The organism is Streptomyces xylophagus, assembly GCF_000716435.1.
Classification (GTDB): Bacteria; Actinomycetota; Actinomycetes; order Streptomycetales; family Streptomycetaceae; genus Streptomyces; species Streptomyces xylophagus.
This window is the reverse complement of the sequence record NZ_JNWO01000005.1, coordinates 162,065-174,974: the sequence shown is the minus strand read 5'-3', so window position 1 is coordinate 174,974 and position 12,910 is coordinate 162,065. Positions and strand designations below refer to the sequence as shown.

Below are 12,910 nucleotides of genomic sequence, written 5' to 3'. Positions count from 1 at the left end.
CAACGGGGTCTGCGGACGACAGTCCGTGTTACGTTCGATGGATGACCAAATCTGTCGTACTGGATCCGGTGGATCTCCATCTGCTGCGGTTGTTGCAGAACGACGCCCGGGCGACGTATCGCGATCTCGCGGCGCAGGTCGGGGTCGCGCCGTCGACGTGTCTGGACCGGGTGGCGAGGCTGCGCCGGGCCGGGGTGATCCTCGGGCATCAACTGCGGCTCGATCCGGCCAAGTTGGGGCGCGGTCTTGAGGCGCTGCTGTCGGTGCAGGTGCGGCCGCATCGGCGGGAGTTGGTGGGGCCGTTCGTGGAGCGGATCCGGGTGTTGCCGGAGTCGCGGACCGTGTTCCATCTGACCGGGCCCGACGACTATCTCGTCCATGTGGCCGTCGCGGACATGGCCGACCTGCAGCGGCTGGTTCTGGACGAGTTCACGTCACAGCGTGAAGTGGCGCGGGTGGAGACCCGGTTGATCTTCCAGCAGTGGGACTGCGGGCCTTTGCTGCCGCCTGCCACGCCCGTAGCTGAATCGGGGTGACGGAGAGAAGTTCCGCGTATGAGGATGGTCCCCATGTCGCAGACCAACACTCCGCTGCCCCGGCAGGTCGCCGACGCCTATGTCGACGACCTCATCGCCCTCAACCCGGTCATCGGTACGTATCTCGGCGTGAAGGAGAGTTCGAGCCGCCTGCCCGACCTCTCCCCCGCAGGTCAGGAGCGACTCGCGGAGCTTCAGCGGGCAACCCTCGCGAAGCTCGACGAGGCAGAGCGCCAACCCGGCGCGGACAGGGACGTCGAGCGCCGTTGCGCGCGCCTGCTGCGCGAGCGGCTGACCGCCGCGCTCGGCGTCCACGACACCGAGGAGGGACTGCGCGAGGTCGGCAACATGCACACACCCCCGCACGGGGTGCGCGACGTGTTCACGCTGACGCCCGCGGAGACCGACGAGGACTGGGCCGCGATCGCCGAACGGCTGCGCGCGGTACCCACCGCGCTCGCCGGCTACCGCGAGTCCCTCCAACTGGGCCTGGACCGCAAGCTGTTCGCGGGTCCGCGCCCGACGGCCACCTTCATCGGCCAGCTCACCGAATGGTCGGACACGGACGGTCAGGGGCGCGGCTGGTACGAGGACTTCGCCTCGGCCGGGCCCGACTCCCTGCGCGCCGAGCTGGACGAGGCCGCCCGCGAGGCGACCGCGGCCGTGGTGGAGCTGCGGGACTGGATGCGCGACGTGTACGCGCCGACGATCGAGGGCGCGCCGAACCCGGTGGGCCGTGAGCGGTACGCGCGGTGGGCCCGCTACTACAACGGCACGGAGCTCGACCTCGACGAGGCGTACGCGTACGGCTGGTCCGAGTACCACCGGCTGCTCAGCGAGATGAAGCGGGAGGCCGAGAAGATCCTGCCCGGCGCCGAGACCCCGTGGGTGGCGCTCGCACACCTCGACGAGCACGGTCGGCACATCGAGGGCGTCGAGGAGGTCCGCGAGTGGCTCCAGGGCCGGATGGACAAGGCGATCGAGGAACTGGACGGCACCCACTTCGAACTCGCCGAGCGGGTACGGCGGGTGGAGTCGCGCATCGCCCCCGCGGGCAGCGCGGCGGCGCCGTACTACACGTCCCCTTCGCAGGACTTCTCCCGGCCGGGCCGCACCTGGCTGCCGACGATGGGACAGACCCGGTTCCCGGTCTACGACCTCGTCTCGACCTGGTACCACGAGGGCGTCCCCGGCCATCACCTCCAACTCGCCCAGTGGACGCACGTCTCCGAGAACCTGTCCCGCTATCAGACGTCCGTCGGCATGGTCAGCGCCAACGCCGAGGGCTGGGCGCTGTACTCGGAGCAACTGATGGACGAGCTGGGCTACTTGGAGGACGCGGAGCAGCGACTCGGCTTCCTCGACGGGCAGATGATGCGGGCCACCCGGATCATCGTCGACATCGGCATGCACCTGGAGCTGGAGATTCCGGCGGACTCGCCGTTCCACCCCGGTGAGCGGTGGACGCCGGAGCTGGCCCAGGAGTTCTTCGGGGCGCACAGCAGCCGTCCGGCGGACTTCGTGGAGAGCGAGCTGACCCGCTATCTCACGATCCCGGGCCAGGCCATCGGCTACAAACTCGGCCAGCGGGCCTGGCTGTTGGGCCGGGAGAACGCGCGGCGGCGGCACGGCGACGACTTCGACCTGAAGGCGTGGCACATGGCCGCGTTGTCGCAGGGTTCGCTGGGACTGGACGATCTGGTGGACGAGTTGTCACAGCTCTGACGACGCTCCACCGCACGGTGTGACATGTCGGCGGCCGGGTCCCGGAGTTCGGGGCTCGGTCGCTGAAGTCTCCAGGCCGGAACGTGACTTCGGGATACAGCCCGTCGAAGTCTCCGGGCCAGGACGTGACTTCGGTATGCGGCCCGTCGAAGTCCTCGCCCTGGGTGGTCAGTTCGAGAGCCGCCGCAGCTGGACGAGTCCGAGCCAGGTCTCCGGGCCCGGCTGGGCCTGCCCCGCGCGGACGGCGTAGCGCCCCGGTTCCAGCTCGACCTTCAGATGCTCGGTGCCCTCCGAATCCCGCCCGGGCCACGCCGAGTCGAACAGGACGACCGTTCCGGGTACGTCCCACTGCACCTCGTTCTCCCAGATCGCGGTGGCGAGCGCGGTGGGCACTCCGGCGAGTACGTCGTCCTCGGAGTTCGCGGCACACCAGCGTACGAACGTGCCGTGGTCCGGCAGGAAGGAGGTCGACGCGGGATCGTCCCCGAGGACCAGGGCCGCGCTGTCCCCTACGGGCAGCAGGCCGACGTATCCGCCGACCTCGCACGCCCGGTCGTAGTCCGAGGCCAGTTCATCGCCGTCGGCTCCCGTCCAGAACGGCAGCACCGTCTCCGGCACCGCTATGAGCGGCCCGCCGCCCGACTCCACCCACTGCACCGCCGTGCCCGGCTCCGCGTATCGCGCCATGGGCAGAACCTACACGCACAGCGACCGCACATATTCGATGTCGCCCGACCTTCACATCAGCCATGCTCGTCTCCCATGAACACCCGCACCCTCTTCCTCTCCCCTCGCGTCACCGCGACGGGACACGCCCTCGCTGACGCGGCACGGCGGCGCGGTATGCGTGTCGAAGTCCTGCGCGACTGGCGGGTTCCGGTGGAGTCACGCGGCGCGGCCGGGGCCTCGCTGTACGCCGGGCCACTGTTCGCGGACGCCGTGGCCGGGGAGCTGGGCCTCGGGCTGGTGGAGGCACCGCCGGACTGGCTGACCCGGCTGCCGTACGAACTCACGTACAGGGACGTCGAGTTCACCACGCTCGCCGAGGCACGGCAGCTGCGCCGCCCGGCATTCGTGAAGCCGCCCAACGACAAGAGCTTCCCCGCGCGGATCTACCCGGACGGCAGCCGGCTGCCGGGCCCCGACGCGGTCGACGACGACATCGCGGTGCTGGTGAGCGACATCGTGACCTTCGCCGTGGAGTACCGGCTCTTCGTGCTGGACGGCGAAGTCCGCACCGGCAGCCGGTACTTGACGGACGGTCAGCTGGACGTCGTCCCGCTCACCGAGGACCCGCTCCGGGACGAGGTGCTGGACTTCGCCGGCCGCGTGACCGTGGACCACGGGCTGCCGTCGGCGATCGTGGTCGACATCGGGCGGCTGACAGACGGCAACTGGGCTGTCGTAGAGGCCAACGCGGCCTGGGCGAGCGGGCATTACGCCTGCGACCCCGACGCCACCCTCGACGTCGTCCTGCAAGCGGCGCGCCCGGCACAGGAGTTCACCGCACCGGACCACCCCTTCCTCCGTCCACTGCCCACCGTGATCCGGGACTGAGACTCAACAACCGCACTCCTCCGCCCCCACCGGCGCCGTCAGCGGATCAGCCGCGCGCCGCTCCCGCCCCTCCCGCGTCTCGAACTCGAAGCCCTCGCGCACCCAGTACTCGAAACCCCCGAGCATCTCCTTGACCTGGTAACCGAGTTCGGCGAGGGCGAGAGCGGCTCGGGTGGCGCCGTTGCAGCCCGGGCCCCAGCAGTACGTCACCACCGGCACCGACTTGTCGAGGAGCCCCTCGGCCTGTTCCGGGACGAGCGCGGTAGGGAGGTGGACGGCACCCGGGATGTGCCCCTGGTCCCAGGACTCGGTGGAGCGTGAGTCGAGGACGACGAAGCCGGGGTCGCCGCCCAGCGCCAGTGCGGCGGCCACGTCGGAGACGTCGGCGTGGAAGGCGAGGCTCGCGCGGAAGTGGGCGGCGGCTGCCGACGGGGCGGCGGGGGCGACCCGTAGAACCGGGTTGACGACGGTGGTGCTGCTCATGGTCCGGCCTTTCACCGAGGTGTCTCTGAGGTGTCTCTACGGCCAGAAATCTACGGCCGCCGATCGGCTCGTTGAAGGCATGATCCCCGGCGTACCTCTTGATCGGCCGGGGATCTCCCTGCTATTCCTCAGGGATGACCATGTATTCCCCGGACGCCACCGACTGGCGCATCCTCGAGGTCCTCCAGCGGGAGGGCCGGGCCAGTTTCGCCGAGCTGGCCCGGGCGGTCTCGATGTCCGCGAGCGCGGTCACCGAGCGGGTGCGGCGGCTGGAGGAGGCGGGGGTGATCCAGGGGTACGCGGCGGTCGTGGACCCGGAGCGGCTGGGGCTGCCGATCCTGGCGTTCGTGCGGTTGCGCTACCCGAACGGCAACTACAAGCCCTTCCACGACCTGGTCGCGGTGACGCCGGAGATTCTGGAGGCGCATCACATCACGGGCGACGACTGCTTCATGATCAAGGTCGCGGCCCGCTCGATGCGTCACCTGGAGGAGGTGTCGGGGCGGATCGGCGCGCTCGGCTCGGTCACCACCAGCGTCGTCTACTCCTCACCGCTGCCCCGCCGGCCGCTGGGTCACTGACCGCGCTGCCGTACCGCCGACCCCGCTCGGCCCTTCACGACCTCCAGCTGCGCGTGGATGCGCCGGCGCAGGTCGGCGACATGGCTGACGATGCCGACGCTGCGGTCGCGTTCGCGCAGGGAGTCGAGGACGTCGAGGACCTCGTCGAGGGTCTGCTCGTCGAGGCTGCCGAAGCCCTCGTCGATGAAGAGGGTGTCGAGCCGGACCCCGCCGGCCTCGTCGGTGACCACGTCCGCGAGCCCGAGCGCGAGGGCGAGCGACGCGAAGAACGTCTCCCCGCCGGACAGCGTCGCCGTGTCCCGCTCCCGCCCGGTCCACGCGTCGACGACATGCAACCCGAGTCCGCTACGGCCGCGCCCGGCCCGGTCGTCGGAGTGGACGAGGGTGTAGCGGCCGGACGACATGCGCTGCAGCCGTACGGTCGCGGCGGCGGCCACCTGTTCCAGCCGGGCGGCGAGGACGTACGACTCCAGGCGCATCCGGCGTTCGTTGTCGGCGGAGGTGCCCGCGGTGAGGGAGGCGAGGCGGGCCACCCGGTCGTACTCCTCGCGCAGCGGGGCGAGTTGACGTGCGCCGGCCGCCGATCGGGCGGAGAGCCGGTCGAGTTCCTTGCAGCGCCGGGCCGCCGCGTCGCGCGCGGAGGCCGCGTCACGCGTCCGCTGCCCGGCCGCGGTCGCGGCGCGCTCCGCCAAGTCCAGGTCAGCGGGGGCCTGTTGCGCGGCTGCCGCCGTGTCGGCCTCCGCCAGAACCGCCCGTACGGCGGCCTCATCCGACTGCCAGGCGTCCAGGCGCCGTTGGAGTTCGCGATGGGCGTTGTCGTCGAGGAGGGCGTCGGCGGCGGCCTGCGGGGTGTCGAACCCGGCACGGAAAGCGGCGTCGGCGAGGCGGGCGTCGGCGTCCTTGAGGCGCTGCGCGGTGTCCTCGGCGGCGCGTGCGGTGTCGGCCGCGTCGGTGAGCAGCGTGGCCTGCCGCTCCAGCTGGGCGGCGCGCACGGCCACGCTGTCGGCGGTGCCCCGCGCGTGCGTCAACTCCTGCTCCAGGGACGCTCTTTCGCGGTCCTGGGTGTCGCGGAGGCTCGTGCGGGAGGCGGTACGGAGGGCAGCCTGCTGCTGGACCGCGGTCCGCCGCTCGTGCTCCTGCTCGGCCCGGCGCAGCTCCTCGGTGGCCGGGTGCAGCCAGGACGCGTCCTGGCGCGCCTGCTCGTACAGCCGCTCCAACTCGGCGACCTCGTCCGCGAGTTGATCGGTAGGCGTGTCGCCGGCCTCGGCGGTGGCGGCGGCCAGGGCTTCCCGTACGACGCCCAGGCGGCGCTCGGCCTCGGTGCGCTGTTCCTCTGCGCGCTGGTGGGCGGTGAGGGCCTGTTCCTCCGTCGCGCGGTCGACGTGTCCGGCGGATTTGCGGGCGGGCGCGGGGTGTTCGGTGGCGCCGCAGACGGCGCAGGGTTCGCCGTCGGTGAGGTGGGCGGCGAGTTCGGCGGCGATGCCGTTCAGGCGCTGTTCCTTGAGGTCGAGCCAGTGGGCGCGAGCCGTCAGGGCACGGTCGCCCAGGAGCAGCACCTGCCGCTGGGTGTCCTCCGTGTCACCGGCGAACTGGTCCCGCTGCCGGGCCGCCCCGAGCCGTCGCTCGGCGGGATCGCGCTGCACGGCGAGCTGTTCGGCCCGGGTGGTGGCCTCTTGGGCCGACTCGATCCGCGCCTGAAGTCCCGCCCGGGTCGTGTCCCATTGTGCGAGCCAGGCCTCGGCCTCCTGCCGTACGTCCTCGTCGGCGCGCTCCTGCCGGTCCAACTCGGCGCGCTCCGAGCCGAGTTCGGCGAGCCGCTGCTCGGCGCGGCGGGCCGACTCCAGTCCGCCCAGTTCCTCGGCGGCCCGGCGTGCGGCGGCGGCGAGGCCGGCCGCTCCGGCACCCGCGAAGGTCTCCGGCAGCAGGTCACGCGCGTGTCCCTCGGCCCGTGCGGCTTCCCGGTGCTCGGCATCGGCGGCGTCCCGCAACTCCAGCGCCGGCGCCACCGCTTCCGCCTTCCGCGCCCGCTCCATCCGCGCCTGCGCCTGCCGGTAGCCGTCGGACCGCTCCTCCATGAGCGTGGCCCGCTCCCGCGCCTGCGTGAACCGCTGTTGCAGGCGCGCCAGTTCGCGTACGTCGGCCAGCTCCCGGTCGGCGGCGGCCTGCGCGGACTCGGCGGCGGCGAGTCGGCTGTGCCCGATGGCCAGTTGCTCGCGTGCGGTGCTGCGGGCGACGGCCGCCGCGCCCAACACCTCGTCGGCGAGGCCGGGTTCGCCCGGAGCCAGGTCCGGCAGCTCCATGGCATCACCGGCGGCCTGCTGCATACGGTGGGCGTCGGCGAGCAACTCGGCGTCGCCCTCACGGACCTGTGCCTCGGTGGCACGCCGTCGCTCCGCCAGCCGTTTCTCGACCTCGGCGAAGCGGTGGGTGTCGAAGAGCCGGCCGAGCAGCTTTCCGCGCGCCTCGGCGTCGGAGCGCAGGAAACGCGCGAACTCCCCCTGGGGCAACAGCACGACCTGGCAGAACTGCTCCCGGCTCATCCCGAGCAGCTGGGTGATCTCCTCGCCGATCTCCTGGTGCGAGCGGCTGAGGTCTTTCCACACTCCGGCCGTCGCGTCGTACTCGCGGAGCCAGCTCTGTGCCTTGTCCAGCGTGCTGCCGGTGCCGCGCTTCTTGGGGCGTTCCATCGGCGGCTGCCGGGTGAGTTCCAACCGCCGCCCGGAGACGGTCAGTTCGAGTCTGACCTCGGTGCGGGTGGCGGCCGCCGCGTGGTCGCTGCGCAGGGTCATGCCCTGGCCGGACTGACGGACGCCGGGCACCGAGCCGTAGAGCGCGTAGCACACGGCGTCGAGGACGGAGGTCTTGCCGGCGCCGGTCGGCCCGTGCAGGAGGAAGAGGCCTGCGGACGACAGTTCGTCGAAGTCGACGGTCTGGGAGCCGCCGAAGGGACCGAAGGCGGTGATGTCGAGCCGGTGCAGCCTCATCGCACGCCCTCTCCTGCCGAGGGCCGCGCGCTCGCAGCGCGGCCTCCCCCTTCTCCCGCGCACCGCACGATCACGGCGCCGCTCTCCCCTTCTCCCGCACACGGCACCCTCACGGCGCCACTTCCCCCTTCTCCCCCACGCCGCACGTTCACGGCGTCACCTCCCGCACGACCGCGTCCGCGCGCACCGCGTCGAACGCGGCCTGGAGCACGGCCTGTTCGTCCCCGTCGGGTCCGGCGCCGCGCACATGGGCCACGAAGTCGTCGGCGATCTCCCGGTCGTTGCGGCCCGCGAGGCGTCTGGCGTACGACACATCGGGGTCGTCAGGGGACCGCTCGGGGTCGAAGACGAGGCTGAGCGTGTGGGGGAAGCGCTCAGTGAGCCGGACCATGGGGTCGGCCGGGCGCACCGGGTCGGTGAGCGTCGCCTCGACCCACGCCTCCTCGTGCCGCGCGAGATCGGGGTCGTCGAGCAGTTCCTCCAACGGGCCCCGGATCCGGGCCAGTTCGCGTGGCACCGGGCAGTCGAGGCGCTCGGCGGTGACGGTGCCGGCGGCGTCCAGGTCGACGAGCCACATGCTCTTGCGGTGGTCTGCCTCGGAGAAGGAGTACGGGAGGGGCGAGCCCGAGTAGCGGACACGTTCGGTGATGGTCTGGGAGCCGTGCAGGTGACCCAGGGCCACGTAGTCGACGCCGTCGAAGACTCCGGCCGGTACGGCGGCGACTCCGCCGACGGTGATGTCCCGCTCGCTGTCGCTGGCCTCGCCGCCGGTGACGAAGGCGTGCGCGAGGACGACGGAACGGGTGCCGGGCGCACGGGCGGCCAGGTCTGCGCGGACGCGGTCCATGGCGGCGGCGAGCACTGCCTCATGCCCGGCCTTCTCCACCCCGAACTCGGCCTTCACCAGGGCGGGTTCGAGATAGGGCAGCCCGTAGAAGGCCACGTCGCCGTGCGCGTCCGGGATCACCACGGGCGTCCCGCAGGCGGACGGATCGGTGCGCAGGTGGATGCCCGCGCGGTCGATCAGTCCCGCGCCGACGCCGAGGCGGCGGGCCGAGTCGTGGTTCCCGGAGATCATCACCGTGGGCACGCCCAGGTCCGCGAGCCGGTGCAGGGTGTCGTCGAACAGCTCGACGGCGGCCAGCGGCGGCACCGCCCGGTCGTACACGTCTCCCGACACGACCACCGCGTCCACGTCGCGCTCCCGCGCGGTGGTGACGAGGTGGCCCACGAAGTCGGCCTGGGCGTCGAGCATGTTCACGCGGTGGAACGCCCGGCCCAGGTGCCAGTCGGAAGTGTGCAGCAGTCTCATGGAGCCACCACGCTAGCGCCTGCCGGCCCCTGATCCACCATTGACCTCGGAGTTCCCACTCCTTCGGGGCCTTATCGCCGGATATATCCGCAATGTGCGGATCAGTGACCGCCGTCCCGACGCCGGAGGTCGAAGTCGAACGCCACCCCTCCCGGGTCCAGTGCCGTGACCCCGCCGTCGACCGTGAGCACCGCGCCGTTGACGAAGGACGCGGCCGGCGAGAGCAGCCAGGCGATCGCTTCGGCGACCTCGGCGGGATCGCCCGGGCGTCCTGCGGGGATCAGCCGGGTCGCCTCGTCGTACGCCTCCTCGACCCCGCCCTCCAGTCCCGCCTCCTCGGCGAAGCGGGTCATGCGGCGGTCGGCCATCTCCGTGCGGACCCAGCTGGGGCACACCGTGTTGGCGCGCAGCCCCCGGTGGCCGTAGTCGACCGTCAGGGAACGGCACAGTTGGAGGAGGGCCGCCTTGGAGGTCGCGTAGGCGGCGTTGCCGCTTCCGTTGCGCAGGGCGGAGACCGAGGCGACGGCGACGACCGCGCCGCGGGTCTCCAGCAGGTGCGGGAGCGCGGCGCGCATCAGCTGGAAGGGGCCGGTCACGTTCGTGCGCATCACCGTGTCCCAGGCCTCGTCCGTCAGGTCTCCGACCGAACCGCCGCGTCCCACACCGGCGTTGAGGACCAGGCCGTCGAGTCTGCCGAAGTGCGCGACGGTCGTGTCGACCAGTTCGCGTACGGCTGTCGGGTCCGTGATGTCGACGGGGTGGGCCGACGCGCCGGTCTCCTCGGCGACTTCGCGCAGCGGCTCGGGGCGTCGGCCGCCGATGACGACTTGGTGTCCGGCGGCGCGCAGCAGCCGTGCGGTCGCGCGGCCGATGCCGGTTCCTCCGCCGGTGACGATGACGACCCGTTCGTCGGCCATGGTTGTCGGTGCTCCTCGTGTGCTGGGAGAAGGTGATGGTACGCGGGCCGCCACCGGCGACAGGAAACCCTCAACTCCCTTGTCCCACACACCTGCTGCGCTAATCTCGCGTCACACGCACCACGCGAGAGACACAGGGTTCCCATGCCAGTCGAGTACCGCGGTCGGTCCGAAACGATCGCCTATGCGGCGGCGGGGATGGAACCGCCTCCCGTCGTCCCGTTGCGGAAGAACGACCCCAGGGAGGCGGGCCCGTACCGGTTGATGTCGGTGCTCGGCAGCGGCGGGATGGGCCGGGTCTATCTGGGCCGCGACGCCACCGGCGCCACGGGCCCGGCCGCCGTGAAGGTGATCCGGCCCGAGTACGCGGAGGACCCGCAGTTCCGCAAGCGTTTCGAGCGCGAGGTGGGTGCGCTGGGCCGGATCCAAGGGGCGCACATCGTACGGCTGTTGGGCAGCGGCTGTGAGGAAGACCTCGTCTGGGTCGCCACCGAGTACATACCCGGGCCCACGCTCGCCGAGCTGGTCGACGCGCGCGGACCGGTCGATGTGGAGGCGGCCTGGCGGTTGCTGGCCGACGTGGGACGGGCGATCGAGGCGATCTGGCGTGCCGGGATCGTGCACCGCGACCTCAAGCCGTCCAACGTGATCCTGGGTGCCGACGGCGCCCGCGTCATCGACTTCGGCGTCGTCCAGGCCGGCGACGGCACCTCGATCACCGCCACGGGCCAGAACGTGGGCACCCCCGCCTACATGTCCCCGGAGCAGGTCCGCGGCCAGGAGGTGACCGCCGCCTCCGACGTCTTCTCGCTGGCCTCCACGCTCACCTACGCCGTCGCCGGGGAGGCGCCGTTCGGCGAGGGCACGGGGGTCGACGTGCTGCACCGGGTGGCGTTCGATCCGCCCCGGGAGGAAGTCCTCGACAAGGTCGCGGGCGTCGACGCCGACCTGGCCGCGTTCATCCGCACCTGTCTGGACAAGGACCCCGCACAACGGCCGTTGCCCGAAGCCGTGTTCAGGACGGCGATCGGACACCAGTTGGCCGCGCCGGTCGGCGGTCCGCCCCGCGTCGCCCCCAAGCGCAGACCCTTCCGCGTCGAGCGGCCGGCGGCCGGTCCCGCCGCAGCACCGCCGGAACCGCCCGCCGCGCCCGGCAAGCAGGGAAGCGCGCCCGGGAATCGCCGGAAGCTGATCGTGGGTGCGGTCGCCGCGGCGGCCGTCCTGGTCGCCGGCAGCATCACCGCGACGCTGCTGCTGCACCACGACGACGACACCGGAACGTCGGCCGGTGCCGGGCCGGAGGCGCCCTCGGCGGCGGCCGTCGTACCGGCGAACTCGCCCTCGGCGACGAGCCGTTCACCAACCTCCGCCGCGACCCTGCCGGGGTCGGGGAACGGGGCGTCGCAGAGCCCGACGAGGGCACCGGCCACCCAGGACCCCGCGGGCCTCGACATCCGGATCGCCTCGTGCGTCGCCGAACTCGCCTCCCACTCCCACGGCGACTGTGTGAAGGCGCTCCAACTCCTCCTCGCGGGCTACGGGTTGCACGTCACGGTCGACGGCGACTTCGGGGAGGCGACGGTCGACGCGGTGAATGCCTTCCAGAACGAGGCCGGCACCGCCGCGAGCGGGACGGTCGACGCGCAGACCGCGCAGCTGCTGTACGGCACGAAGCGCGGGCCGGTCAGGTCCGGTTCGGTGACCGTCACCGAGAGCGTCAACACCGTCGATGTCGCCCGGTGCCTCGACACCCGCGCCGGCGCCGTACAGGTGTGGGGGTGCAACGGCACGGCCGCCCAGAGGTGGGCGCTGTATCACGTGCCCGGCAGCAACTCCCAGTATCTGGTGGTCAATCAGGGCACCCACTCCTGCCTGGATGCCGACGCCGGATCGGTCGGCCAGAACTTCCAGAAGATGCGGGCCAGGAGCTGCGACGGGCAGAGCGCCCAGAAGTGGCGACTGGGCAGCGGCGGGACCTTGGTCACCGTCCCGGGCAGTCTCTGTCTGGACGCCGAGGCCTCCGGCACCGGGAAGGACGGACAGACGGTGCAAGGGTTCGGCTGCGCGGGCAACTCCAACCAGGCCTGGACATGGCGCTCCTGACGCGACGTCAGAAACCGTGAGACGTCAGGACTCCTGAAGGGTCATGCGTCTCCGTACGCCTCGCCGCCCAGCTCCAGCCCCGCCGTCCCTGCCGTGGCATCGGCGAGCCAGCCCCGGAAGGCGTCCACATCGGCGTCCGGCAGACCGATCTCGATGGTGACCGCCTCGCCGTAGCGGACGTCCCGTACCTCGCGGCCGGTGGCGCGCAGGTCGTTCTGCACCTTGCCGGCCCGCTGGTGGTCGACGGTCACCGTGGCCAGCCGGAAGCGGCGGCGGGTGATCGTGCCGAGGGCGTCGAGGGCCTCGCCGACCGAGCCGCCGTACGCCCTGATGAGGCCGCCCGCGCCGAGCTTGACGCCGCCGTAGTAGCGGGTCACGACGGCGACGACGTACCGCATGTCGCGGCGGAGCAGCATCTGGAGCATGGGGACGCCCGCGGTGCCGCCGGGTTCGCCGTCGTCGCTCGCCTTCTGGATCGCGGCGTCGGCGCCGATGACGTAGGCGAAGCAGTTGTGGGTGGCGTCGGCGTGCTCCTTGCGGATGCGGGCGATGACGGCCTGGGCCTCCTGTTCGGTGGCCGCCGGGGCGAGGGCGCACAGGAAGCGGGAGCGGTTGACCTCGGTCTCGTGCACGCCCGGGCGGGCCACTGTGCGGTACTCGTCCTGCATCCGGCCAGCCTATGCGCAGTGTTGTCGGTCGCCCCCGGTCCGGG

The 12,910-nt window shown here is 72.0% G+C and carries 11 protein-coding genes; 5 read left to right on the top strand and 6 right to left on the bottom strand.

The features are described from left to right. Nucleotides 1–41: 41 nt before the first annotated feature. Both OO70_RS12080 and OO70_RS12075 read left to right on the top strand, forming a co-directional pair. Nucleotides 42–536, top strand: coding sequence for an Lrp/AsnC family transcriptional regulator (locus tag OO70_RS12080; RefSeq protein ID WP_043668255.1), 495 nt, complete (start codon nt 42–44; stop codon nt 534–536). Between the two features lie 33 nt (nt 537–569). After that, entirely contained in the window at nt 570–2,261 is a 1,692-nt protein-coding gene (locus OO70_RS12075) for a DUF885 domain-containing protein (RefSeq protein ID WP_043668252.1), read from the top strand. A gap of 168 nt (nt 2,262–2,429) precedes the next feature. On the opposite strand, the gene OO70_RS12070 is transcribed toward OO70_RS12075, so the two are convergent. Further along, a complete protein-coding gene (locus OO70_RS12070) occupies nt 2,430–2,948 on the bottom strand; it encodes an immunity 21 family protein (protein ID WP_043668249.1) in 519 nt (172 codons plus the stop codon). Between the two features lie 75 nt (nt 2,949–3,023). Here OO70_RS12070 and OO70_RS12065 point away from each other — a divergent pair, with 75 nt between their 5' ends. Next, nucleotides 3,024–3,818 (top strand): ATP-grasp domain-containing protein, encoded by a 795-nt coding sequence (locus tag OO70_RS12065; RefSeq protein WP_043668246.1) that lies wholly within the window; start codon nt 3,024–3,026, stop codon nt 3,816–3,818. 3 nt (nt 3,819–3,821) lie between these two features. Here OO70_RS12065 and OO70_RS12060 read toward each other — a convergent pair whose 3' ends face one another. After that, nucleotides 3,822–4,301: a rhodanese-like domain-containing protein gene (locus OO70_RS12060; protein ID WP_051741124.1), complete on the bottom strand. Its 480-nt coding sequence runs from the start codon at nt 4,299–4,301 to the stop codon at nt 3,822–3,824. Nucleotides 4,302–4,435: 134 nt separating this feature from the next. On the opposite strand from OO70_RS12060, the gene OO70_RS12055 reads away from it, so the two are divergent. Continuing rightward, entirely contained in the window at nt 4,436–4,882 is a 447-nt protein-coding gene (locus OO70_RS12055) for an Lrp/AsnC family transcriptional regulator (protein WP_043668240.1), read from the top strand. Here the strand turns inward: OO70_RS12055 and OO70_RS12050 are convergent. The 3 genes from OO70_RS12050 to OO70_RS12040 form a co-directional block, all read right to left on the bottom strand. Continuing rightward, a complete protein-coding gene (locus OO70_RS12050; RefSeq protein ID WP_043668236.1) occupies nt 4,876–7,866 on the bottom strand; it encodes an AAA family ATPase in 2,991 nt (996 codons plus the stop codon). The two genes, OO70_RS12055 and OO70_RS12050, sit on opposite strands and share 7 nt — an antisense overlap. A 148-nt stretch (nt 7,867–8,014) precedes the next feature. Continuing rightward, nucleotides 8,015–9,178: an exonuclease SbcCD subunit D gene (locus tag OO70_RS12045; protein ID WP_043668234.1), complete on the bottom strand. Its 1,164-nt coding sequence runs from the start codon at nt 9,176–9,178 to the stop codon at nt 8,015–8,017. 101 nt (nt 9,179–9,279) lie between these two features. Continuing rightward, nucleotides 9,280–10,095: an SDR family NAD(P)-dependent oxidoreductase gene (locus tag OO70_RS12040; protein WP_043668231.1), complete on the bottom strand. Its 816-nt coding sequence runs from the start codon at nt 10,093–10,095 to the stop codon at nt 9,280–9,282. A 144-nt stretch (nt 10,096–10,239) separates the two neighbouring features. Between OO70_RS12040 and OO70_RS12035 the strand changes: the two genes are divergently transcribed. After that, a complete protein-coding gene (locus OO70_RS12035; RefSeq protein WP_234336828.1) occupies nt 10,240–12,198 on the top strand; it encodes a protein kinase domain-containing protein in 1,959 nt (652 codons plus the stop codon). Between the two features lie 41 nt (nt 12,199–12,239). On the opposite strand, the gene OO70_RS12030 is transcribed toward OO70_RS12035, so the two are convergent. Continuing rightward, a complete protein-coding gene (locus OO70_RS12030) occupies nt 12,240–12,866 on the bottom strand; it encodes a YigZ family protein (protein WP_043668225.1) in 627 nt (208 codons plus the stop codon). Nucleotides 12,867–12,910: the final 44 nt, after the last annotated feature.

What these genes read in the sequence shown, in the direction of transcription:
- OO70_RS12080 (WP_043668255.1), top strand. Translation starts at nt 42, where the DNA reads ATGACCAAATCTGTCGTACTGGATCCGGTGGATCTCCATCTGCTGCGG.
- OO70_RS12075 (WP_043668252.1), top strand. Translation starts at nt 570, where the DNA reads ATGTCGCAGACCAACACTCCGCTGCCCCGGCAGGTCGCCGACGCCTAT.
- OO70_RS12070 (WP_043668249.1), bottom strand. Translation starts at nt 2,948, where the DNA reads ATGGCGCGATACGCGGAGCCGGGCACGGCGGTGCAGTGGGTGGAGTCG.
- OO70_RS12065 (WP_043668246.1), top strand. Translation starts at nt 3,024, where the DNA reads ATGAACACCCGCACCCTCTTCCTCTCCCCTCGCGTCACCGCGACGGGA.
- OO70_RS12060 (WP_051741124.1), bottom strand. Translation starts at nt 4,301, where the DNA reads ATGAGCAGCACCACCGTCGTCAACCCGGTTCTACGGGTCGCCCCCGCC.
- OO70_RS12055 (WP_043668240.1), top strand. Translation starts at nt 4,436, where the DNA reads ATGACCATGTATTCCCCGGACGCCACCGACTGGCGCATCCTCGAGGTC.
- OO70_RS12050 (WP_043668236.1), bottom strand. Translation starts at nt 7,866, where the DNA reads ATGAGGCTGCACCGGCTCGACATCACCGCCTTCGGTCCCTTCGGCGGC.
- OO70_RS12045 (WP_043668234.1), bottom strand. Translation starts at nt 9,178, where the DNA reads ATGAGACTGCTGCACACTTCCGACTGGCACCTGGGCCGGGCGTTCCAC.
- OO70_RS12040 (WP_043668231.1), bottom strand. Translation starts at nt 10,095, where the DNA reads ATGGCCGACGAACGGGTCGTCATCGTCACCGGCGGAGGAACCGGCATC.
- OO70_RS12035 (WP_234336828.1), top strand. Translation starts at nt 10,240, where the DNA reads ATGCCAGTCGAGTACCGCGGTCGGTCCGAAACGATCGCCTATGCGGCG.
- OO70_RS12030 (WP_043668225.1), bottom strand. Translation starts at nt 12,866, where the DNA reads ATGCAGGACGAGTACCGCACAGTGGCCCGCCCGGGCGTGCACGAGACC.